Source organism: Pantoea sp. AS142 (genome assembly GCF_037152305.1).
In the GTDB taxonomy this organism is placed as follows: domain Bacteria; phylum Pseudomonadota; class Gammaproteobacteria; order Enterobacterales; family Enterobacteriaceae; genus Pantoea.
Genome location: NZ_JBBCMO010000010.1, coordinates 61,076 through 80,659, shown reverse-complemented (window position 1 = coordinate 80,659; position 19,584 = coordinate 61,076). Strand labels below are relative to the sequence as shown.

21 protein-coding genes and 1 pseudogene are annotated in these 19,584 nt (G+C 55.0%); 11 read left to right on the top strand and 11 right to left on the bottom strand.

Going from position 1 to position 19,584, the window contains the following annotated elements; translation table 11 throughout:
• Window positions 1-69 precede the first annotated feature (69 nt).
• From WFO64_RS17390 to WFO64_RS17375, 4 genes are all read left to right on the top strand, one after another.
• Window positions 70-1,320, top strand: coding sequence for an MFS transporter (locus tag WFO64_RS17390; RefSeq protein ID WP_337013312.1), 1,251 nt, complete (start codon window positions 70-72; stop codon window positions 1,318-1,320).
• A 168-nt stretch (window positions 1,321-1,488) separates the two neighbouring features.
• Complete coding sequence (locus WFO64_RS17385; protein WP_337013311.1) at window positions 1,489-1,749, top strand: hypothetical protein; 261 nt, start codon at window positions 1,489-1,491, stop codon at window positions 1,747-1,749.
• 111 nt (window positions 1,750-1,860) lie between these two features.
• Window positions 1,861-2,400 (top strand): cytochrome b561, encoded by a 540-nt coding sequence (gene cybB / locus WFO64_RS17380; RefSeq protein ID WP_337013310.1) that lies wholly within the window; start codon window positions 1,861-1,863, stop codon window positions 2,398-2,400.
• Window positions 2,401-2,578: 178 nt separating this feature from the next.
• The gene (locus WFO64_RS17375; protein WP_337013309.1) at window positions 2,579-3,763 is read left to right on the top strand and encodes a sugar transporter; all 1,185 of its coding nucleotides are present in this window, start codon (window positions 2,579-2,581) and stop codon (window positions 3,761-3,763) included.
• Between the two features lie 67 nt (window positions 3,764-3,830).
• On the opposite strand, the gene bhsA (WFO64_RS17370) is transcribed toward WFO64_RS17375, so the two are convergent.
• Complete coding sequence (bhsA, locus tag WFO64_RS17370) at window positions 3,831-4,088, bottom strand: multiple stress resistance protein BhsA (protein ID WP_337013308.1); 258 nt, start codon at window positions 4,086-4,088, stop codon at window positions 3,831-3,833.
• Between the two features lie 38 nt (window positions 4,089-4,126).
• Window positions 4,127-4,384, bottom strand: coding sequence for a multiple stress resistance protein BhsA (gene bhsA / locus WFO64_RS17365; RefSeq protein WP_337013307.1), 258 nt, complete (start codon window positions 4,382-4,384; stop codon window positions 4,127-4,129).
• Window positions 4,385-4,693: 309 nt separating this feature from the next.
• Here bhsA (WFO64_RS17365) and WFO64_RS17360 point away from each other — a divergent pair, with 309 nt between their 5' ends.
• A complete protein-coding gene (locus WFO64_RS17360) occupies window positions 4,694-5,344 on the top strand; it encodes a TetR/AcrR family transcriptional regulator (RefSeq protein WP_337013306.1) in 651 nt (216 codons plus the stop codon).
• Window positions 5,345-5,377: 33 nt separating this feature from the next.
• On the opposite strand, the gene rhaM is transcribed toward WFO64_RS17360, so the two are convergent.
• From rhaM to rhaB, 4 genes are read right to left on the bottom strand one after another with little or no spacing between them, the layout of a single operon-like run.
• On the bottom strand, window positions 5,378-5,692 hold the full coding sequence (gene rhaM / locus WFO64_RS17355) for an L-rhamnose mutarotase (protein ID WP_337013305.1): 315 nt from the start codon (window positions 5,690-5,692) through the stop codon (window positions 5,378-5,380).
• Window positions 5,682-6,524 carry a rhamnulose-1-phosphate aldolase gene (gene rhaD, locus WFO64_RS17350; RefSeq protein ID WP_337013304.1) on the bottom strand — a complete coding sequence of 281 codons (843 nt, stop codon included), beginning with the start codon at window positions 6,522-6,524 and terminating at the stop codon, window positions 5,682-5,684. Before rhaD ends, rhaM begins: the two co-directional genes overlap by 11 nt.
• A gap of 10 nt (window positions 6,525-6,534) precedes the next feature.
• A complete protein-coding gene (locus WFO64_RS17345) occupies window positions 6,535-7,791 on the bottom strand; it encodes an L-rhamnose isomerase (RefSeq protein ID WP_337013303.1) in 1,257 nt (418 codons plus the stop codon).
• Window positions 7,784-9,253, bottom strand: coding sequence for a rhamnulokinase (gene rhaB / locus WFO64_RS17340; RefSeq protein WP_337013447.1), 1,470 nt, complete (start codon window positions 9,251-9,253; stop codon window positions 7,784-7,786). Before rhaB ends, WFO64_RS17345 begins: the two co-directional genes overlap by 8 nt.
• A gap of 291 nt (window positions 9,254-9,544) precedes the next feature.
• On the opposite strand from rhaB, the gene rhaS reads away from it, so the two are divergent.
• Window positions 9,545-10,366 carry an HTH-type transcriptional activator RhaS gene (gene rhaS, locus WFO64_RS17335; RefSeq protein ID WP_337013446.1) on the top strand — a complete coding sequence of 274 codons (822 nt, stop codon included), beginning with the start codon at window positions 9,545-9,547 and terminating at the stop codon, window positions 10,364-10,366.
• Between the two features lie 11 nt (window positions 10,367-10,377).
• On the top strand, window positions 10,378-11,241 hold the full coding sequence (rhaR, locus tag WFO64_RS17330) for an HTH-type transcriptional activator RhaR (protein WP_337013302.1): 864 nt from the start codon (window positions 10,378-10,380) through the stop codon (window positions 11,239-11,241).
• A 58-nt stretch (window positions 11,242-11,299) separates the two neighbouring features.
• Here the strand turns inward: rhaR and rhaT are convergent, their stop codons facing one another.
• Entirely contained in the window at window positions 11,300-12,334 is a 1,035-nt protein-coding gene (gene rhaT, locus WFO64_RS17325) for an L-rhamnose/proton symporter RhaT (protein WP_337013301.1), read from the bottom strand.
• A gap of 358 nt (window positions 12,335-12,692) precedes the next feature.
• On the opposite strand from rhaT, the gene WFO64_RS17320 reads away from it, so the two are divergent.
• Complete coding sequence (locus WFO64_RS17320; RefSeq protein WP_337013300.1) at window positions 12,693-13,016, top strand: hypothetical protein; 324 nt, start codon at window positions 12,693-12,695, stop codon at window positions 13,014-13,016.
• A 40-nt stretch (window positions 13,017-13,056) separates the two neighbouring features.
• Window positions 13,057-13,155, top strand: a complete 99-nt coding sequence (locus WFO64_RS17315; protein WP_008925225.1) for a YoaK family small membrane protein — start codon at window positions 13,057-13,059, stop codon at window positions 13,153-13,155.
• Between the two features lie 3 nt (window positions 13,156-13,158).
• Here the strand turns inward: WFO64_RS17315 and WFO64_RS17310 are convergent, their stop codons facing one another.
• The gene (locus WFO64_RS17310; protein ID WP_337013299.1) at window positions 13,159-13,425 is read right to left on the bottom strand and encodes a DksA/TraR family C4-type zinc finger protein; all 267 of its coding nucleotides are present in this window, start codon (window positions 13,423-13,425) and stop codon (window positions 13,159-13,161) included.
• 196 nt (window positions 13,426-13,621) lie between these two features.
• Here WFO64_RS17310 and aldA point away from each other — a divergent pair, with 196 nt between their 5' ends.
• On the top strand, window positions 13,622-15,058 hold the full coding sequence (aldA, locus tag WFO64_RS17305) for an aldehyde dehydrogenase (protein ID WP_337013298.1): 1,437 nt from the start codon (window positions 13,622-13,624) through the stop codon (window positions 15,056-15,058).
• A gap of 343 nt (window positions 15,059-15,401) precedes the next feature.
• On the opposite strand, the gene WFO64_RS17300 is transcribed toward aldA, so the two are convergent.
• Together WFO64_RS17300 and WFO64_RS17295 are read right to left on the bottom strand one after the other, a co-directional pair.
• The gene (locus WFO64_RS17300; RefSeq protein WP_337013297.1) at window positions 15,402-16,670 is read right to left on the bottom strand and encodes an MFS transporter; all 1,269 of its coding nucleotides are present in this window, start codon (window positions 16,668-16,670) and stop codon (window positions 15,402-15,404) included.
• Window positions 16,667-18,088, bottom strand: coding sequence for a M20 family metallopeptidase (locus WFO64_RS17295; RefSeq protein ID WP_337013296.1), 1,422 nt, complete (start codon window positions 18,086-18,088; stop codon window positions 16,667-16,669). The genes WFO64_RS17300 and WFO64_RS17295 overlap by 4 nt, the downstream gene beginning before the upstream one ends.
• A 140-nt stretch (window positions 18,089-18,228) precedes the next feature.
• Between WFO64_RS17295 and WFO64_RS17290 the strand changes: the two genes are divergently transcribed.
• Window positions 18,229-19,146 (top strand): LysR family transcriptional regulator, encoded by a 918-nt coding sequence (locus tag WFO64_RS17290; protein WP_337013295.1) that lies wholly within the window; start codon window positions 18,229-18,231, stop codon window positions 19,144-19,146.
• A 151-nt stretch (window positions 19,147-19,297) separates the two neighbouring features.
• Here WFO64_RS17290 and WFO64_RS17285 read toward each other — a convergent pair.
• A pseudogene (locus WFO64_RS17285) lies at window positions 19,298-19,582 on the bottom strand (RidA family protein); the annotation flags it as partial.
• Window positions 19,583-19,584 lie beyond the last annotated feature (2 nt).

Here is a 19,584-nt window from a genome sequence, read left to right as displayed (position 1 = left end):
TAATATATTAGACATCATAATGCTGTTCTCCTAAGCTGACCACGGATTTTCTGAACTTGAGGAAGAAGTGTGAGTCGCTCAATACAAGCAACTGTGGATGAAAAAGCGGTATCTGCGCCGCCAGGGTCAGTTGCTGCTTCAGGCTTTATAAGGCGGGGAACGCCACAGTTTATGCGTGTGACGCTGGCGCTTTTCTCAGCCGGGCTGGCGACGTTTGCCCTGCTCTATTGCGTCCAGCCTATTCTACCGGTGTTGTCCCAACAGTTTGATGTTTCTCCGGCGACCAGCAGCCTGTCGCTCTCCATTTCTACCGGCCTGATGGCGCTGGGCCTGCTGGTAACCGGGCCGCTATCTGATGCCATCGGGCGTAAATCGGTGATGGTGACAGCCCTGATGCTTGCCGCCATCTGCACGCTGATCTCGGCCACCATGACCAGTTGGCACGGCATTCTGATTATGCGGGCGCTGATGGGACTGTCCCTCAGCGGCGTTGCGGCAGTCGGCATGACCTATCTCAGCGAGGAGATGGATGTAAGGGTCGTCGCCTTTTCAATGGGGCTGTATATCAGCGGTAACTCAATTGGCGGGATGAGCGGTCGTCTGCTGAGCGGCGTACTGACTGACCTTTTTTCATGGCGTATCGCCGTGGCGGTGATCGGCTGTTTTTCACTGGCTTCGGCGCTATTGTTCTGGAGGATTCTGCCTGAATCGCGTCATTTCCGGCCCCTTACGCTGCGTCCACGTAATCTGCTGATTAACTTCAAGCTGCACTGGCGAGATCCGGGCCTGCCCTGGCTGTTTGCCGAAGGATTTCTGCTGATGGGGGCCTTTGTCACCCTGTTTAATTACATTGGCTACCGACTACTGGATGCGCCCTGGCATCTCAGTCAGGCCGTAGTCGGGCTGTTATCGGTGGTCTACCTCACGGGCTCCTGGAGCTCTCCCAAAGCGGGTGCGCTGACCAGCCGTTTGGGTCGTGGACCGGTGATGCTGGGCGCAACCGCCATCATGCTGCTGGGTTTACTGGTCACCGCCTTCAACTCTCTTTGGCTTATTCTGCCTGGGATGATGCTGTTCACTGCCGGTTTTTTTGCCGCCCATGCAGTAGCCAGCGGCTGGATAGGCCCCCGGGCACGCCGGGCGCGCGGTCAGGCCTCTTCCCTCTATCTATTCAGCTACTACGTGGGTTCCAGCGTAGCGGGTACGCTGGGTGGTTTGTTCTGGCACAATTTTGGCTGGAGTGGGATTACGTTGTTTATCAGCGCCTTACTGATAATAGCGTTGCTGGTTGCCTGGCATCTGCACTGCAAAAAGCTCTGACAACCGTCTCTTTTGCCATGCCTGGACTTCTCTGCCAGGCATGGCGGCTTATCACACTGAACATTCCCTTCAGATCCACAGCAAACAGAATGCGCGTTTAACGCTATAATCGTTTTTATTGGAATAATTCATTCGCTTTGCCTTTTAACACGGCAACAAGGAACACCTGTGGCGGTCTATTACTACGTCAATAAACAATCAGGATACAACAATAATCATGTGGTTCATGCTGCAGGCTGCACCCATCTTCCCGACATGGATAACAGGCTCTTTTTGGGCAGTTTTTACCACGTAAATGCCGCCATTCTGCAGGCAAAAAAATATTATACAGGTGCAATCGGCTGTGAGAACTGCTGTCCACTTAATAAAGCCGATCAGCAACCCTATCAGCTTAGCGTGGCCCTGAAGCATACCCCCGCCTCGCGTTAATCCGGTCGGTACGGCGATGGATGAAAACTTTTCCCGCTGCGCTAATTTGTTAAGTATTTACGCTGTTTTGCGTTATGTTGACCTTCCTGATTCTTCTTGATGGAATACATGATGCGGGAAAAGTTTGCGCGCTCACAGATAACCCTCCACTGGCTTACCCTTTTAATGGTGGCGACGGCCTACGCCACCATTGAACTGCGCGGCTTTGCGCAGCGCGGATCCTGGCAAGGTTATGCCATGATTATTACCCACTTCAGCGCCGGCTCGACCATTCTGGTTTTGATGCTCGCCCGCCTGTTTTTACGCACACGGCATCGCACACCGCCGATTATCCCTGCTGCGCCGCGCTGGCAAACCGGTCTGGCGCATCTGACTCATACCCTGCTCTATGCCCTGTTTATCATCCTGCCGATCCTCGGTCTGACATCGCGCTACCTTAAAGGTCGGGAATGGTGGTTGTTTGGCATCAGCATGCCGGTCGCGTCTGAACCCAACTTTGATCTGGCGGACAGGCTGATTGGCTGGCATGAAACCCTGGCACCACTGGGTTACTGGCTGATCGGACTGCATGCTGCTGCTGCCCTGTTCCATCACTATCTGCTAAAAGACAATACTCTGTTGCGAATGATGCCCGCACGACGTCGCGGTTAATAACCTCTGGCTATCGCCCTGTGACAGGGCGATAAAAAAAATTCAGCATTAAAAGGTGTTTATAAGGTTTCTCTTCTCGCTTTATTCACTACAATGGTCAGTAATTTGTGACGCAAGTCACTTTCGCTGGATGTTTCTGCCACATCCGAATTCGCTGTCCTGACTGACTTGACTCCTCATGCAACCAACGACTGTTTCACGTAAAACTGCCTGGCTACGCGTAGTATTGCTGGCCATCGCCGCCTTTGTCTTTAATACCACCGAATTTGTGCCGGTTGGCTTGTTATCCGATATCGCTGCTGACTTTTCAATGCAGACGGCTGATGTCGGGATCATGCTGACCATCTACGCCTGGGTGGTCGCGCTGCTCTCACTGCCGCTGATGTTGCTGACCCGCAATATTGAGCGACGACTGCTGCTGGGTGTGCTGTTCCTGATCTTTATCGTCAGCCACGGACTTTCAACTGTCGCCTGGGATTTCCAGTCTCTGATGGTGTCACGCGTTGGCATCGCCCTGTCTCACGCGGTGTTCTGGTCGATCACCGCCTCGCTGGCTATTCGTGTTGCTCCGGCTGGCAAGAAAACACAGGCGCTGAGCATGCTGGCGACAGGTACCGCGCTGGCGATGGTACTGGGCGTGCCGATTGGCCGTGTGGTCGGTCAGTATCTTGGCTGGCGCACTACCTTCGGCGCGATTGGCCTTTCGGCACTGGTGCTGATGATTATGCTGGTGCGGATCCTGCCACGTCTGCCGAGTGAACATACAGGCTCACTGAGCAGTGTGCCGATGCTGTTTCGCCGTCCAGCGCTGGTCAGCATGTATCTATTGGTAACGCTGGTAGTTACGGCACATTACACCGCCTACAGCTATATCGAGCCTTTTATGCAGAGCGTGGCGCATTCCAGTGGCAATTTCACGACTCTGCTACTTTTGCTGTTTGGCACCGCGGGCATTGTGGGCAGCGTATTGTTCAGTACCCTTGGCAATAGATTCCCCTCGGGGCTGCTGATTGCCGCCATTGCGCTGGTTACGCTTTGTATGGGACTCCTCATTTTTGCTGCCGTTCGCCCTGCAGCTATTTCAACGCTGTGCGTTGTCTGGGGAATGGCAATGATGATGATCGGGCTGGGTATGCAGGTGCGGGTGCTGTCACTGGCACCCGATGCCACTGATGTGGCGATGTCTCTGATGTCGGGAATTTATAATATCGGTATCGGCGCGGGTGCGCTGCTGGGTAATCAGGTCAGTCTGCATCTGAGCATGGCGGAAGTCGGGAATGTCGGCGGGATGATTGGTCTGGTCGCGTTGCTCTGGTGTGTTTATATCTTCCGTCGTTATCCCCAGTTACGCAGTAATGGATAGAAAAGTTAGGCAGTAATGAATAAAAAAAAGCTTCAGATGAGCGGGTCTATCTGGAGCCTTTTTAGGGTTATTTATAGAGAATGGTCGTGCCATGCAGGTTGTTGCTGCCAGAGGTCGAAGTGATGCGGAAAGACTTTGCCCCTATATCACTGGCCTTTTCCGACAGTTGCTGCTCCAGCGAAATCAGACTCGTACTGCCCGTTGCGTTGATGACGCCGATTTTTTGCTGATCCAGCGGTGTGCTGCTGACCTGCTGGGCTGCTGCGCTGGCGAATGAGAGGCCGCTTAGCACAGCCGCCGCCGCCATCAGATTAATACTTTTCATAACGAACCCCTTCTCATGTTTCTGCTGAAAAATAGCCATTACTGATAAATGACAGCCGTGCCATGCAGTTTGTTTTGCCCGCTGGTTGAGGTGATTCGAAACGATTTCGCCCCAGCTTCATCGGCTTTGGCACTTAAGCGTGCTTCAACGGAAGTCAGATTGGTGCCGCCCAGTACAGAGAGGGTGCCAACGGGTTGCTGATCGACCGGCTCGCTGGTCACCAGGTCAGCCGCAGATACACCAAACGCCAGGGTAGTCAGTGCCACTGCGGCCAGGGTGATTTTGATGTTTTTCATAAGATTCTCTCTATATTCCGTAATGAAAATCGGTGGGTCTGGAATAGGTTTTTGCTATTTGATTATCGATCACTAAAAAAATATAGACCCTGATGTGACGCGTCGCCAATATTTATTTAATGATCGATATCTTATTCTCGAAGTGGCGTGATTATCGACTTCATCCCTTTATCTGACTTAACCCTAAGGGCTGTAACAATGCGCTGGCGCACAAAATGGCAACCCCATACGGGGATATCCATAGCGAATCTTGCACATTATTATAATGATCGGTAATTTAATGGAATGTTTTACTGTCAGTGAGGATGTATGAGTCAGGTTCAGAAGTGCGATGTAAAGAAATGCCGCGGCCGACCTAAAATGTTCGACCGCGAAGCCGCGTTAGATAAGGCACTGAACCTGTTCTGGACACACGGCTACGAGGGCACTTCTCTGGCGGATCTGGTGGCCGCAACGGGTGCAAAAGCGCCAACTCTTTACGCAGAGTTTGTTAACAAAGAGGGGTTGTTTCGCGCGGCGATGGAGCGCTATGTGGAGACGTTCAGCGCATGGCGTGAAGCGGCATTGAGCGATGACCAGTTACCGGTGGATCAGTCTATTGAAGGCTATTTCCGCGCGACCGCAGCCTGCTTTACCGAACGCGACTCTCCCGGCGGCTGTTTCTTTATCTGCACCTCAACCGCCCTGTCGGCGGCATCATCAGAAATTGCCACCATGCTGCAACAGCAGCATCAGTCGCAGGAGCATGTGTTGAGGGATTTTCTGCTGGCGCGTCAGCTTCGTGGTGAACTGAGTGCGTCAGTGAACATTGCCGCGCTGTCTCGTTATCTCGGCTGTATGCTGCAGGGCATGTCAGTGCGCGCGCGCGAAGGCGTTGAGCGTGACGATCTGGACAGCATTATTGATACGCTGATGGGGATGTGGCCGACCCTGACCGGCTTGTGTCAGGTCAAATGTTAAAAACATCAGGGCGGCACTGCCGCCCTGTTTACCCTAACTCAAAAAGAACACCGGTTTTAACGGCTGACTGATGGGACTGTTATCCGCATTCGACGGCATCAGATCTTTCATTAAGGCCCACCAGCGCTGACACACTTCCGTTTCCGCTACTGCGTTCCAGCGCTCTTCAGATTCAATCTCAACGCTGGCGAACAGCAGATGCCGCTCGGTGTCCAGCCAGATAGCATAGTTGTGCGCGCCGTGCGCTTTCAGGGTTTCTGCCAGTTCAGGCCAGATCGGTGAGTGGCGACGCTCATACTCCGCATGGCAATAAGGATTGACCTGCATCACAAAGGCTTTACGCAACATACGCGGGACCTGCATCCAGAGCGGGCTGCCATGGCCTGACGCCGAAGCGCTTACCCAGTGCGACCAGCTGTTCTGTGGTGATACTCTGGCGAATACCCCCCATTGACAGCACTTTGACAATCACTTCTGACGATTTCTCTGCCGTGTCTATCAGACCAAAAGTCTCATCAAGCGTCGGCCCCGTACCGAAGACGCCGTGGAATGGCCACATTACCAGGGTGTGTGACTGCATCTGTCTGGCTGTCGCGGTGCCTATTTCATCAGTGCCGGGTACCATCCAGGGCAACACACCCACACCCTCCGGGAACACCACCAGACATTCAGTGCTGCCTTCCCACAGCAGGCGAGTAAAGCGGGCGGAATCCATCTCAACCACATAGCTTAAGGCCATAAAGTTGGTGGCGTGACAGTGCATGATCACCCGGTCTGCACCTTTACTGACCGCTTTACGCACCGCGTGAGACTGAAAGTGTGATGCCAGCTCAGAGGTGGGCAAACCGCCATTCGACAGTCCCCAGTGAATTTTATAAGAAAGACCTTTGTCATCGACCTGAAGCAGTGCCAGACAGTCCGCCGGATCAAGCTGGACGTTACGCATGAATTTCCCTGACCCGGTCACCAGAAACCAGTCGTTCGCCAGTGCCGGAGCAGATTGGGTCAGCTCAATACAGCGCGGCTCCCTGTAGAAATCGGCAATAAAGGGTTTTACCTCCTCCTCCAGCAGACGCAGGCTGACATTTCCGCCGTTACGTTCGTCCCAGCCTTTCAGCCACATGTCGCTGGTCGCTTTGACCATTCCCTTAACAAACCCGGAAGAAAGAATGTTTTGCATAATCAAATCCTTAACGTTGGCTCAAAATCTGTTTTTCATAATGACGGACATCGCCTAACCAGCTTGCGTCAGCCGGGACGTCATGACGCAGGCACCAGGCTTCCCATACCGCTTGCCACGGCAGTGATTTTTGCTCTTCAAGCAGAGTAAGCCGCGCGGTGTAATCACCGTCGTTCTCGACTTGCCGCAAACGGTCGGTTGGCTCCAGCAAGGCACGCAGCAGCGCTTTTTTAGTGTTCCGGGTGCCGATTACCCAGGCGGCAACCCGGTTGATAGAAGCGTCGAAGAAGTCGAGCCCGATATGCACTTTATCGAACAACTGATGGCGAACGATCTCACTGGCGATCGCCTGGGTTTCATCATCCAGCAGCACCACGTGGTCGCTGTCCCAGCGTACCGGACGGCTGACGTGCAGCAGCAGGCGCGGCACGTAGAGCATTGCGGCAGAAATTTTGTCGGAGATCACTTCGGTGGGATGGAAATGGCCTGCATCCAGGGTCAGTGCCGTCTGGCGGCTGGCAGCATACCCGAGATAAAACTCATTAGAGCCAACGGTGTAACTCTCTGCACCGATACCAAACAGCTTGCTCTCTACCGCATCAATATGATGCTGCGGGTTGAGCTTTTCTGAAATGATCTCATCCAGCGCGCTCAGCAGACGCTGACGCGGAGCCAGCCGATCAACGGTAATATCTTTCATGCCGTCCGGCACCCAGATGTTCATCACTGACGGCGTACCAAGCTGCTCACCAAACGAGGCGGAGATGCGGCGACTCGCTTTGCAGTGATCGATCCAGAACTGTCGTACGGTTTTATCACTGTGCGCCAGTGTAAAACCGTCGGCGCTCATTGGATGCGAGAAGCAGCTAGGATTAAAATCCAGTCCTACATTCTGTTCTTTGGCCCATGCCACCCAGTTGGCAAAATGAGCAGGTTCAATGGCATCCCGCTCCACCGGCTGGTCGCTTTCCAGATAGATTGCGTGCAGGTTCAGACGTTTTGCGCCGGGGATCATAGACATCGCCTTATCGATATCACTGCGTAATTCACGGGCATTCCGTGCCCGCCCCGGATAGTTCCCGGTCGCCTGAATGCCGCCAGTCAATGCGCCCTGCGGGTTCTCAAATCCCCGGACATCATCCCCCTGCCAGCAGTGCATCGAGACCGGGATACTATCCAGCTGGCGGATGGCCTGTTCAACATCAACCCCATTGTCAGCGTAACGTTGTTTAGCCAGTTCAAAAGCCTGTTCAATCTGCTTAGTCATAAGCGGGTTCCTTAGCGGGTTGACTCAGCATCGCGAAGCGTGCCTGACTGACACTGAAGACGCGGTGAGTTTGCGGTTCGAATTTTTCCAGAGGGAAGTTGTTGATGACGCAGCAGCGGAAATCAGCCACATCGGTCAGTTCGCCGAGCGCAATAAGCTGACAACCGACGTTACCCAGCGTAGAGGCTTCAACCGGACCGGCCAGCACCGGTATCTGGCAGGCATCGGCACAGAGTTGGTTAAGAAAACGGTTCTGACTGCCTCCCCCCACCACGTGCAACTGGCTGAATGGCTTGCCTCGCAGTTCTGCCAGCTCATGGATCACTTCACGGTAGAGCAGTGCCAGGCTGTCAAATATGCAGCGAGCCAGCGCGGCAGCAGATTGTGGCACCGGCATTCCCTGCTCTGCGCAGGCGTTCTGAATCTCGTTCACCATACTGTCGGGATTGATGAAGCGCGCATCATTGGGGCTGATCAGTGAAACACAGGCGGGCTGGCGGGCCGTCTGATCAATCAATGCGCTGAGATCGTCTATCTGCAGTTCGCCGCAAATGCGCTGCAGCAGCCATAAGCCCATGATGTTTTTTAATACGCGGTAGCCTTCTGCGCCGCCCTCATTGGTGATGTTGGCGCGCAGCGCGGCGTCGCAGGCATAGGGCTTCAGACTTTCAAAGCCCATCAGCGACCAGGTTCCGGAGCTGAGATAGGCGGCATCGCTCTGCATCAATGGCGTCGCCAGAACCGCGCTGGCGGTGTCGTGGGTGGCGACGGCGATCACTGGAACCGGAATGCCCGCGCCATTAACCCAGTGGCCGACGGTATTGCCTGGCGGCTTCGGCTGACCAAACCACTGCACATTAGCGCCCGCCCAGGTAAGCAAATCACGATCCCACTCGCCGCTGTGAATATTGAGCATTTGTGTGGTGGTTGCGTTGGTGTATTCCCAATTGAGGTTGCCAGTCAGGCGGTAATGCAGGTAGTCGGGAATCATCAGCGCATGCGCCACACGGGCCTGCCAGTCAGGCTGCTGCTGCAGGGCACGCAGTTGATAGAGCGTATTGAACGGAAGAAACTGAATACCGGTTCGGGCGTAGATAGCACTGCGGCTCAGTTCATGCTGCGCCTGTTCCATCAGGCCGTGGGTGCGCGCATCGCGGTAGCTGACCGCCTCACCTACCTGCTTGCCCTGAGCATCCAGCAGCACCATATCAACGCCCCAGGTGTCGATACCGATACTGTCAGGCACGATCCCCTCTTCATCTAGCTGAGCCAGCCCGCTGCGTATTTCCCGCTCCAGCGTCGCAAGATCCCAACAGTCATAACCGCCACGACGCTGGCGCTTATTTTCAAAGCGCCGGACCTCACGCAGCGCGAGCTGACGCTGCGCGGCATCCCAGCGGGCAAGCATGACCCGTCCGCTGGATGCGCCGAGATCGATAGCAACAATATTTCTCCTGGTCATGGCGATATTTCCCTGTGATTGAGTGGTCACAGAGTAAAAATCCTGCCGATTAAAGACCTTTCCCGGAGTGCCAGCGGCGGATGAGTCCTGGCAGACTTGCAAAGAACTTCGTGAGAGAGATCACAGAGGCGACAGGGAGGAGGATGTGACCCCTGCCGCAAATCTGTTAACTGCTGGGGATTTCTTGAAAAATCAGCATGATTCCTGCTGAGTCAGGCTGAAAATTCAAGGTAAGGTTAGGGCGTGCTGATTAGACTGCGTTACGGTTTTGTTAAGCAGCGAGAGATGACGATGACCATATTGTACAGTGCGGATTTCTTTCCTGAAGGCGATTACACGATAGCCATTGAACCCCGCATACCGCAGGCAGCCTTTCCTGAACATCATCATGATTTTCATGAGATTGTGCTGGTTGAGCAAGGTTCCGGCATTCATGTGTTCAATGGCCAGCCCCAAACGCTGTGCGCCGGTTGCGTCTGCTTTGTGCGCGATCATGACCGTCATCTCTATGAGCAGACCGACAACCTCTGCCTGACTAATGTGCTCTATCGCAGCCCCGGCGCATTTCGCTTTCTCTCCGGGCTACAGGCTTTACTGCCCTGTGGTCAGGATGGGCAATATACCTCCCACTGGCGCATCAATCACAAAGTGATGGCTCAGGCGCTGAGTGTGGCATCGCAGATGCAGCATGATGATGCCTGGTCGCTGGAGAAGCAGGCGCATCAGGAACAGATGTTCTTACAATTACTGGTGCTGTTGCGTGAAGCGTGCATTGACGGACAGAGTCAGGATCAGGAGGCGCGGCTGCATCGCCTGCTCGACTGGCTGGGGGAACATTACAGTGATGAGATTGTCTGGGATGAGCTGGCTGATCGCTTCTCCCTGTCGCTGCGTACCCTGCATCGGCAAATGAAGCAGCAAACTGGCAGCACGCCGCAGCGCTATCTGAACCGTTTGCGGCTGTTGCAGGCCCGTCATCTGCTGCGTCACAGTGATATGCGAATTACTGATATCGCTTTCCAGTGTGGATTTGGTGACAGCAATCATTTCTCTACCCTGTTCAGGCGCGAATTTGGCTGCGCACCACGTGCGGAGCGCCAGCAGATGATGTAAAGGAGTCAATCATGACGTTGATACTCAGTCGGGATGACTATTTTCCCGCCACTAATCTCCCCGTGGCGGTTGCCGAAAGGATGCCTCAACCCTCTTTCCCGCCGCACCGACACGAGTTCAGTGAAATCGTGATTGTCTGGCGCGGTAACGGCCTGCACGTCCTCAATGATCGCCCCTGGCTTGTCACCTGCGGCGACGTTTTTTATATCCGCGACAGTGACTGCCATAGCTACGACAGCGTCAACGATCTGGTGCTGGATAACATCCTTTATTGTCGTGACCGCTTTGGTCTTGCCCTTGACTGGAATCAGCTGCTGCCGCAACAGGGCCTGGATGCCCCCGGCTACTGGCGGCTGACCACGCGAGGGATGGCACTGGCCCGGGGCGTGATCAGCCAGCTGGAGCGTGAAAGCCGCAAAAGCGATCCGCTGTCAGTTCAGCTCTCAGAGGCGCTGTTTTTACAACTGGCGCTGATTCTGCGCCGACACGGCTACGCTGCCGATCGCCCATGGGCGTTGCCGGAGGGCGAACAGCTCGATCTGCTGATGTCGGCATTGCAGGGGGCGATTGCCCGCCCCTTTGATCTTGCAGCGTTTTGTCAGCATAACCAGCTCAGCGAACGGGCGCTGCGGCAGCTTTTCCGTCAGCAGACCGGGATGACTATCAGTCATTACCTGCGACAGCTACAGCTCTGTCAGGCAAAATATCTGCTGCGCACCCAGGATTGTCTGATTAGTGAGGTCGCTGCCCGCTGCGGCTTTGATGACAGCAACTATTTTTCGGTAGTCTTCACCCGTGACACCGGTTTAACGCCCAGCGCCTGGCGCCAGCGATTTATCTCTCCACGACAGGCGTTGAAAAGTGCTGAGTCCTGATAAAACGGGCCTGCATAGCAGGCCCGTTAAACTTAGAGATGATGTGTGGTAGGCGAGATCAAGCCGCCATGCCAAGACCCACAATATTGGCGGCAATAATAATCACCACACAGCCGATCGATAACACGCTGACCGGGCGACGCCCTGCTGACTTCCATTCTTTCATCAGCAGACCCACCAGACCACCACATAAGACGTAAAGACTCATGTGCAGCATCCAGCTGACATAATCATACTGCGCCGGGATTCTGGCATGTCCCCAGGCATAGAAAAAGAACTGGAGATACCACATCGTGCCGCCGAGCACCGCAAAGGCAGTATTGGCAATCAGCAACGGCTTCGCGACGGAGAAGTCTTTACGCAACGACAGCTCTGGTCGGGTGGCCAGCCGATAGAAACAGAAAGCCAGATTGACCAGCGCCCCGCCGCCCATAATAATGACGTAGCTGGGCAAAGCCACATAGAGTGGATCGATTCCGAGATCGGCTGCGGCCTGATGCATCGGTTTAGCCGCATCCATAGCGAAGGACATACCGGCCGAGAAGATGCCGCACATCACCGCCAGCACCAGTCCTTTCCTGAGATTGAACTCTTCTGCGTTAATCCCCAGCGCCCGCTCTTTTAACAGCCCGGCACGGGAGACAATCCCAACGCCAATCAGCGCCACCAGCACGCCCAGCAGAGTTAACCGGCCACCCGCCGAGGCGAACAGCTCACTAAAACGCCCCTGCAAAAGCGGCGTCATCAGCGTGCCAACCACCAGGGTAATGCCAATCGCGATACCGATTCCCATCGACATGCCGAGATAACGCATGGTCAGGCCGTAGTTGATATTGCCTATGCCCCACATCGCGCCAAACAGAAAGACCGGTGTCAGCTGCGACAGCGTGAAGCTGCTGTAATAGGCCGTAAAGTCTGGCAGTAAAATGGCACTTACCGCCCACGGCAGGATCAGCCATGACATCAGGCCACCAATTGACCACATGGTTTCCCATGACCATCTTTTGACCTGTTTAAAAGGCGCGTAGAAACATGCGGCGCTGGCAGCGCCGACAAAATGCCAGAAGATACCCGCAATAATGGCACTGTTCATTGTTATTCCCCGGTTAGGTTGAGGCCTGTCGGAAACCTGTCTGTTTCCGCTCAGCAGGCAGTCTACGTTTTGCAGGAAATCCTCGGCCTTCGGATAAATGCCGGAAGCCGCAGTGGAGTGGCAATATTTACCCGTTATTCCCGTCAGGGATCACACTTTCGCAGTTGTCATAAACTGGACAATAAACAAGTTAAGTATCTTATTATTGGGTGTTTTTTACCGTTCTGCTGTGTGGCGCAGCAGAATTTTGAGCTGACAGTCATTAACGCGGATAGGGTGGCAAATCTGCAAAGAAGCCTTTTATTACTGAGGGCAAGGCCGTATAAACTGGGGAAAATTGAACGGATCAGGGATTAGAATGACAACGAAGTGGTTAACGCTGTTTCTTTCGCGGTCAGTCAGCCGGGTGATGCTGGATGATATCCGGGCGATCTTACCCGCAGATGCGATAAAAGTGTTTGTGAATGGCCTGGATGAAACGCACTATGCCACCATTGAGTGTGTGCAGGCGGAGCAGCATTGCGCCCTGATCGCCTCAGCGATTGTGGTCTGGCGTCAGCTCGGCCATGTGCATCATATTCTCTATAAGAAAGGCGAGGTGTTGCGCGAGGAGAATGATGCAACGCAGTTTCAGCTTTTTACCCTGCTGAAAACCCACCGCGCAGTCCTCCAAATCTCATGATAAGATCGCGGCCCGAATCGCTGTTTGCAGCAGGTAGAATATGAGAATTGGAATTCTGTTTCCGATCGCCATCATCGTGGCGGGCGTGGGCTTTCTGGCATGGTTTATTGGCAGCGGCCTGGCGATGCCAGGCTCCTGAGGGTCAGCGCAGCTGACTGTCTTTACTGCCCCGACGATTATATAAGCTGCTGGTCTGCTGCTGTTTATCGATTTTTTCCTGACACGACACGCAGTAATGCACTCCTTTTAGCGCCTGACGACGCGCTTCCGGAATCGGTTCGCCACAGAGTTCACATTCGGTGGCGCTTTCGCCCTGTCCAATCGATTGTCTTACCCGCTCAATTCCGTCGTTAACGGTGCTATCAATCTGTTCCTGTACTGCGCCTTCTGACGCCCATCCGTTTGCCATGATTTACCCCCTTTTTCTCAACCTCACTTCTTTAAATTTACAACAGATTGACGTTTTTGCCGCAAAGCTCACCGATATTTGTGATTGGCTGCCAGCAGGACTCGCGGGCTGGCAATCAGCGAAAGGTAGCCCTGCGCGATCTGTTTCACCCTTCCATCACATTACTGCAACGTATCGATAGCGGAGAGTTAAGTGAATGACAACACATCATCAACATTATATTAATGGGGAGTTTGTCGCCCATCGGGGTGACAAGTGGATTGAAGTGATCAATCCGGCCACTGAGGCATTGCTGTCACGTATTCCCCAAGGCAGTCGTCAGGATGCCAGCGTTGCCATCAGCGCCGCAGAAGCGGCTCAGCCGGAATGGGAAGCGCTGCCTGCGGTCGAGCGTGGCGTCTGGCTACACAAAATCGCCAGTGCCATTCGCCAACGCGAACCGGATCTGACGACAACCATTGTGGCAGAGGGCGGAAAAACCCAGAAGCTGGCTAAGACCGAAGTGCTGTTCACCGCCGACTACCTCGATTACATGGCCGAGTGGGCGCGGCGTTATGAAGGTGAGATCATCAACAGTGACCGCCCCAACGAAAATATCTTCTTGTTTAAAAAGGCGATTGGCGTCACCACCGGAATTTTGCCGTGGAATTTCCCCTTCTTCCTGATTGCCCGCAAAGCGGCACCTGCCCTGATCACCGGTAACACCATCGTGATCAAACCCAGTGAGCTGACGCCAAACAATGCAGCAATTTTTGCCGACATCCTTCAACAGCTGAGTCTGCCTGCTGGCGTCATCAACATTGTCTATGGCCTGGGGCCTGAAGTGGGACAGGAGCTGGCGGCCAACCCAAAAGTCGGGATGGTAAGCCTGACCGGCAGCGTCGGCGCAGGTATCGCCACCATGCAGGCCGCCGCTGGAAATGTCACCAAAGTGTCGCTGGAACTGGGCGGCAAAGCCCCCGCCATTGTGATGGATGATGCCGATCTCGAACTGACGGTGCGAGCAATTATCGGTTCACGGATGATCAACAGTGGTCAGGTCTGTAACTGCGTGGAACGGGTCTATGTGCAGGAGGGTATTTACGCGCGTTTTATCCATGCGCTGACCGCCGCCTTTCAGCAGGTGACCTTTGGCGATCCGGCCGAACAAAGCGATATTGATATGGGGCCGCTGATTAATGCCGCCGCACGGGATCGGGTCGAGCAGAAAGTGGCAGATGCCGTCGCTGCAGGGGCAAAAGTGTTGCTGGGCGGTAAGCGCGCCGGACAGAAAGGCTTCTTCTTTGAACCCACGCTGCTAACGGATGTGCGTCAGGAGATGGCCATCATGCAGGAGGAGATTTTTGGTCCAGTGCTGCCGGTGATGACATTTAAAACACTGGATGAAGCGATTACCCTGGCCAACGACTGCGAGTATGGGTTGACCTCCTCAATTTATACCCGGAACCTCAACACCACTATGACCGCGCTGCGTAAGCTGAAGTTCGGCGAAACCTATGTTAACCGTGAAAACTTCGAGGCGATGCAGGGCTTTCATGCCGGGTGGCGTAAATCGGGGGTTGGGGGTGCTGATGGTAAACATGGTCTGGAAGAGTATCTGCAGACGCATGTCGCCTACCTGCAGTTCAGTTGAAAATACGGGTCGGTTTACCGGCCCGCTGTGATTCATGACGCGTTCTGTTTCGTTTCGCGGTGAGATCGGAACCTGCGCAGGGAACGGGGTCAGATCGGAAAGACGCAAAAGCCGTCATCTCTGAAATGCTCGGCCCGCGCGATTACGCACCTCATCCGGAGGTGCGCCCGTAACCGGGCCAACGCTTTGCGTTGTTTAAAACGCTCGCGCCGTTTTTGGCCCATGGTGCGGGACACTATCCGCCTCTCACCCCGTTTTGTGCGCGATGAGCTTGTTCGTTGTTTCAGGATCCTGATTTAAATATCTCAGTAGTCTGAAAGGGCTAACGCTCCAGTCCAGTATGTTATGCCACCCGCTTACTGCAGCACAGCAGCGCCAGGCCACTCAGCACCGCCACTGCCATCAGGTAGTAGCCTGGTGCCAGACTGCTGCCTGTGGCGGCAATCAGCATGCTGCAAATCAGCGGTGCAAATCCGCCAAATACCGTCACGGCCACGTTGTAACTGATCGCCATGCCGCTGGCACGCGTGGTCGCCGGGAAAAGATCGGCCATCACCGACGGCACCGTGGAGAAATAGACTGACTTCAGCAACGCCATCCAGGCCACCAGCAGGATCAGCGTGGTGGGTGTGGTGTGATCGACCATCCCTTTGAAAGCGGGATAGATAGTCGCCATCAATAGTAACAGCGATCCCCACATCAGCGGCAACCGGCCGATTCGCTCCGCCCACAATCCCATGATGGGCGTCACCACTGTCAGAATTATCCCCGCTATCAGCGTGGCGGTGAAGGCGACCGATCCCGGCAGGTGCAGCGTTTTGGTGGCGTAGGTGGGTATGTAGTTGAGCATGTAGTTTACTGCGGTCGAGATCACCATCACTCCCACTGCCAGAGTGATCAGGGCTTTCTGTCGTCCGAACAGAGTTTTTAGCGGTGCGGCTTCCTTCTCCTGCGAAGCAAAGCTGGCGGGTTCCTGCACATGACGGCGAATGTAGATCCCCAGTGGCCCGATAAGCAGGCCAAAGGCAAACGGGATACGCCAGCCCCACGCCTGAATGTCACTTTCGCTCAGCCAGTGGGTCAGACCCAGCCCGAATGCCGAAGCCATCAGGGTACTGGCGCCCTGGGTCGCGAACTGCCAGCTGGCAATAAAGGCTTTGCGCTCGGGAAAGTGCTCCACCAGAAAGGCGGTCGAACTGCCAAACTCGCCCCCGGCCGAGAAACCCTGAATCAGACGCGCCAGGATAATCAGCAGCGGTGCCGCCAGTCCCATGGTGGCGTATCCCGGCATAAAAGTTATGATCGCTCCGCCCAGCATCATCAGATTAATCGACAGCAGCAGTGCCTTTTTACGCCCATGACGATCGGCATAATTGCCCAGCACAATGGCGCCCAGCGGCCGGATCAGGAAAGAGATGCCGAAGCTGCCAAAGGTCAGCAGCAGCGACACCGACGGATCGCTGACCGGAAAGAAGACGTGCGCGATATAACTGGCGAAAAAGCCATAGACCGCAATGTCGAACCACTCCAGTGCGTTACCGATGCAGGTGGCGAACAGCGTTTTGTGCAGGCCTGGTTTCACCTGCGGGGGACTTTGCACGATGCTGCTCATTGTTCACCCCTCCGCCACTGATGGTGGCGCGTCATCAGCTGTTCACCCTCTTCTCCCAATTGCCAGAAAAGCCGGGTCATGATCGCCAGCCCTTCGCGTGCAAGGGAGATGAGCATATGTTCGTTAACACCATGCTGGCCGCAGGCGGGATAGGAATGGGGCACCCACAGTGTCGGCAGGCCAAGGATGTCGGCAAACACCTCGTTAGGCAGTGACCCGCCGAGATTTGGCAACAGTGCTGGTTTTTTACCGCTGCTGCGTGCCAGCGTAGCCAGCGCCCAGGCGACCAATGGATCCTGGGGATCGAGCCGCGTCGCGGGTGAACCGCGCAGAAACTCCACGCTGACGTTATCGAAGCCGTGTTGATGCAGATGATGTTCCACATGCCGCACCAGATTTTCCCAGTCGGTGCCGACCACAAAACGCAGCTGGCATACCGCCGTGGCTCTGCCTGGAATGGCGTTCATTGGTCGTGCCGGATTACCGGTTTCAAAAGCCAGCACTTCCAGCGTGTTCCAGCCGTAGAGACGCTCTGCAGCCGTCAGGCCAGGCTCGCCCCAGCCGTCGGCCAGCACCGGATCGCCCGGCATCCCCCCTACCTCGATATCACTGAGGATGGCGCGCACGGTGTCAGTCAGGGAGTCCGGTTTCAGCGCGGCGACCTGCAAAACGCCCTGTGCATTTACCAGGCAGGCGATCGCACTAGCCAGCTGGGTGCCAGGATTGCTCAGCAGTCCGCCCCAGTTGCCGGAGTGATAAGCGTTGTCGCGCGCCCTGATGGTCAGACGAAAATTCGCCGCGCCACGCGAACCCAGGAACAGTGTCGGCCGCAGCGCGTTCAGGCGTGGGCCATCGGAGGCGATAAAGAGATCGGCCTGTAACAGCGCCTGCTGCTGCTGACAGATCTCCGCTAACCCCGGTGAACTGATCTCTTCGCCCATTTCAAACAGGATTTTGCAGTTAAAACCCAACGATCCACCCCGTGCCTGCCACACCTGCTCCAGTGCCGCGAGATTGATGCAGTGCTGGCCTTTGTTGTCTGCGCTGCCGCGACCATACAGGCAATCGCCCTCTGCCTTCAGTTGCCACGGAGACAAACCTTCGCGCCAGTTTTCATCGTCACCGAATACCACATCGCCATGGCCGTAGCAGAGCAGCGTCGGTTTCGAAAGATCCTCAATGCGAATGGCGATCAGAAACGGCGGGCTACCGGGCTGTGGATTCTCAAAGGGGTGCAGCGTAAACCCCATTGCCACCAACTGCGGGCCAATCTCCCGCTGCAGATAGTGGTCCAGCTCCGCCTGCCTGCTGGCGTGCTGGCTTTCGGTCACGCAGGCAATTCGTCTTGCGAGCAGCTGCTGAAACTCACCGCTATCGAAATAGTGCATCGCCTGGTCAACTGCCTGTTGCTCTGTCATGTTTGGCCTGTCTGTTATTTTTATCGTGCTTTATCTTTGACAAACTTCTCTCTTTGCCACAATTATCAATTTATCGAGTGACCTTTGCTTTTAAGGCAAGGCGTGACTGCCCTTTTATGATGCGTTTTGCCGGAGTCTCCATGTTAAGCAGCGAAGTCCGTTATTTCCTGGCGGTAGTCGAGTGCGGATCGCTGAGCGCCGCCAGTGAACAACTTTTTGTCGCCGTCTCGGCAATCAGTCGCCAGATTCAGCGACTGGAGACGCAGGTTGGCGTGCCACTGTTTGAGCGGCATGCGCGTGGCATGGTATTGAACGAGGCGGGTGAGATATTTGCGCATCACGTGCGCAAGAGTCAGCTCGATATGGAGTATGCGCTGGCAGAGATCAAGGGACTTAACGCGGTGCGGCGTAGCCTGATCCGTATCGCCTGCACCGACGGAATGGCGTTCAGTCTGCTGCCCGGCCTGCTGGCGGAATTTCGCCGGGCCAATCCCGGTGTACTGTTTGCGCTTAACGTGACGCACTCACAGGGCGTGGCGGCGTGTGTTCGGGCTGGCGAATGCGATGTGGCGCTGCAGTTCAGTCTGCAACCGGAGCGCAGTGTTGAAGTGCTCGGTTCATGGCCGGCGCCAGTTTTACTGGCAATGCATCAATCGCATCCGCTGGCGTCACGTAAGGTGACTCTGGGCGATCTGCATCCCTGGCCGCTGGCGCTGCCGGGTCAGCACACTACCGTGCGGCAGCTGTTCGACCTCTCCTGCCAGATGAACAATTGTATGGTCGAGCCTGTGCTGACCTGCGACTATTTCGCCACGCTCTACCACTTTTTGCTGCATACCCCGCAGGCAATGACCATTTGCAGCGCATTTACCCTTCTGTTCGAACGCGCTACGCAAAATCTGGTGTTGCGCTCGATGGGGGTAGATCAGCTGAGTCAGCGCACCCTGCAGCTTCAGACGGTATCGGGCCGCCAGCGCAACGTGGCACTGACGCTGTTCCTGCAGTTTTTGCAGCTGCGGCTGACGGAGATGGATCAACAGGTGAGCAGTTGTGTTTGAAGTCCACTAAGAAGGCGGGTCAATAGAAGTGCAGTTGTTGTATACGGGAGATGTCTGTTATGCGCGAGAAGAGAATGTTAGGTGTCAGAGAGGGTTTGATAAAATGGCGTTAGAGCCGAACAGTTGTCGCTATCCGGCTATGAGCAATGAATCAAAGGCCGAATATGGCCTCGATTTCTATCGAGAGGTCAGGTGAGAAAAGGCGGCTGACTTCTATGAGCGAGCTGGCTGGCAAGTGATCACCGTAATTTCGGTAAAGTACTTCGCGTAGCGCGTTCAGCTCCTCAAAACAAGTGATGAATATAGTGACTTTGATTAGTGCTGAAAAATCAATCTCTTCCAGGCTGACAATTTTCCTGAGTTGGCTGAATATTTCTTCAGCCTGCTCAACAATACCTTCATGTTGTGCCGCCGTGCCAAACGCGGTCAGGCCGGAAA

Excerpts from the sequence above, each read along its gene's own strand:
- cybB (WP_337013310.1), top strand. The coding sequence starts at position 1,861 with ATGCGGGAAAAGTTTGCGCGCTCACAGATAACCCTCCACTGGCTTACC.
- WFO64_RS17375 (WP_337013309.1), top strand. The coding sequence starts at position 2,579 with ATGCAACCAACGACTGTTTCACGTAAAACTGCCTGGCTACGCGTAGTA.
- bhsA (WP_337013308.1), bottom strand. The coding sequence starts at position 4,088 with ATGAAAAGTATTAATCTGATGGCGGCGGCGGCTGTGCTAAGCGGCCTC.
- bhsA (WP_337013307.1), bottom strand. The coding sequence starts at position 4,384 with ATGAAAAACATCAAAATCACCCTGGCCGCAGTGGCACTGACTACCCTG.
- WFO64_RS17360 (WP_337013306.1), top strand. The coding sequence starts at position 4,694 with ATGAGTCAGGTTCAGAAGTGCGATGTAAAGAAATGCCGCGGCCGACCT.
- rhaM (WP_337013305.1), bottom strand. The coding sequence starts at position 5,692 with ATGTTGCGTAAAGCCTTTGTGATGCAGGTCAATCCTTATTGCCATGCG.
- rhaD (WP_337013304.1), bottom strand. The coding sequence starts at position 6,524 with ATGCAAAACATTCTTTCTTCCGGGTTTGTTAAGGGAATGGTCAAAGCG.
- WFO64_RS17345 (WP_337013303.1), bottom strand. The coding sequence starts at position 7,791 with ATGACTAAGCAGATTGAACAGGCTTTTGAACTGGCTAAACAACGTTAC.
- rhaB (WP_337013447.1), bottom strand. The coding sequence starts at position 9,253 with ATGACCAGGAGAAATATTGTTGCTATCGATCTCGGCGCATCCAGCGGA.
- rhaS (WP_337013446.1), top strand. The coding sequence starts at position 9,545 with ATGACCATATTGTACAGTGCGGATTTCTTTCCTGAAGGCGATTACACG.
- rhaR (WP_337013302.1), top strand. The coding sequence starts at position 10,378 with ATGACGTTGATACTCAGTCGGGATGACTATTTTCCCGCCACTAATCTC.
- rhaT (WP_337013301.1), bottom strand. The coding sequence starts at position 12,334 with ATGAACAGTGCCATTATTGCGGGTATCTTCTGGCATTTTGTCGGCGCT.
- WFO64_RS17320 (WP_337013300.1), top strand. The coding sequence starts at position 12,693 with ATGACAACGAAGTGGTTAACGCTGTTTCTTTCGCGGTCAGTCAGCCGG.
- WFO64_RS17315 (WP_008925225.1), top strand. The coding sequence starts at position 13,057 with ATGAGAATTGGAATTCTGTTTCCGATCGCCATCATCGTGGCGGGCGTG.
- WFO64_RS17310 (WP_337013299.1), bottom strand. The coding sequence starts at position 13,425 with ATGGCAAACGGATGGGCGTCAGAAGGCGCAGTACAGGAACAGATTGAT.
- aldA (WP_337013298.1), top strand. The coding sequence starts at position 13,622 with ATGACAACACATCATCAACATTATATTAATGGGGAGTTTGTCGCCCAT.
- WFO64_RS17300 (WP_337013297.1), bottom strand. The coding sequence starts at position 16,670 with ATGAGCAGCATCGTGCAAAGTCCCCCGCAGGTGAAACCAGGCCTGCAC.
- WFO64_RS17295 (WP_337013296.1), bottom strand. The coding sequence starts at position 18,088 with ATGACAGAGCAACAGGCAGTTGACCAGGCGATGCACTATTTCGATAGC.
- WFO64_RS17290 (WP_337013295.1), top strand. The coding sequence starts at position 18,229 with ATGTTAAGCAGCGAAGTCCGTTATTTCCTGGCGGTAGTCGAGTGCGGA.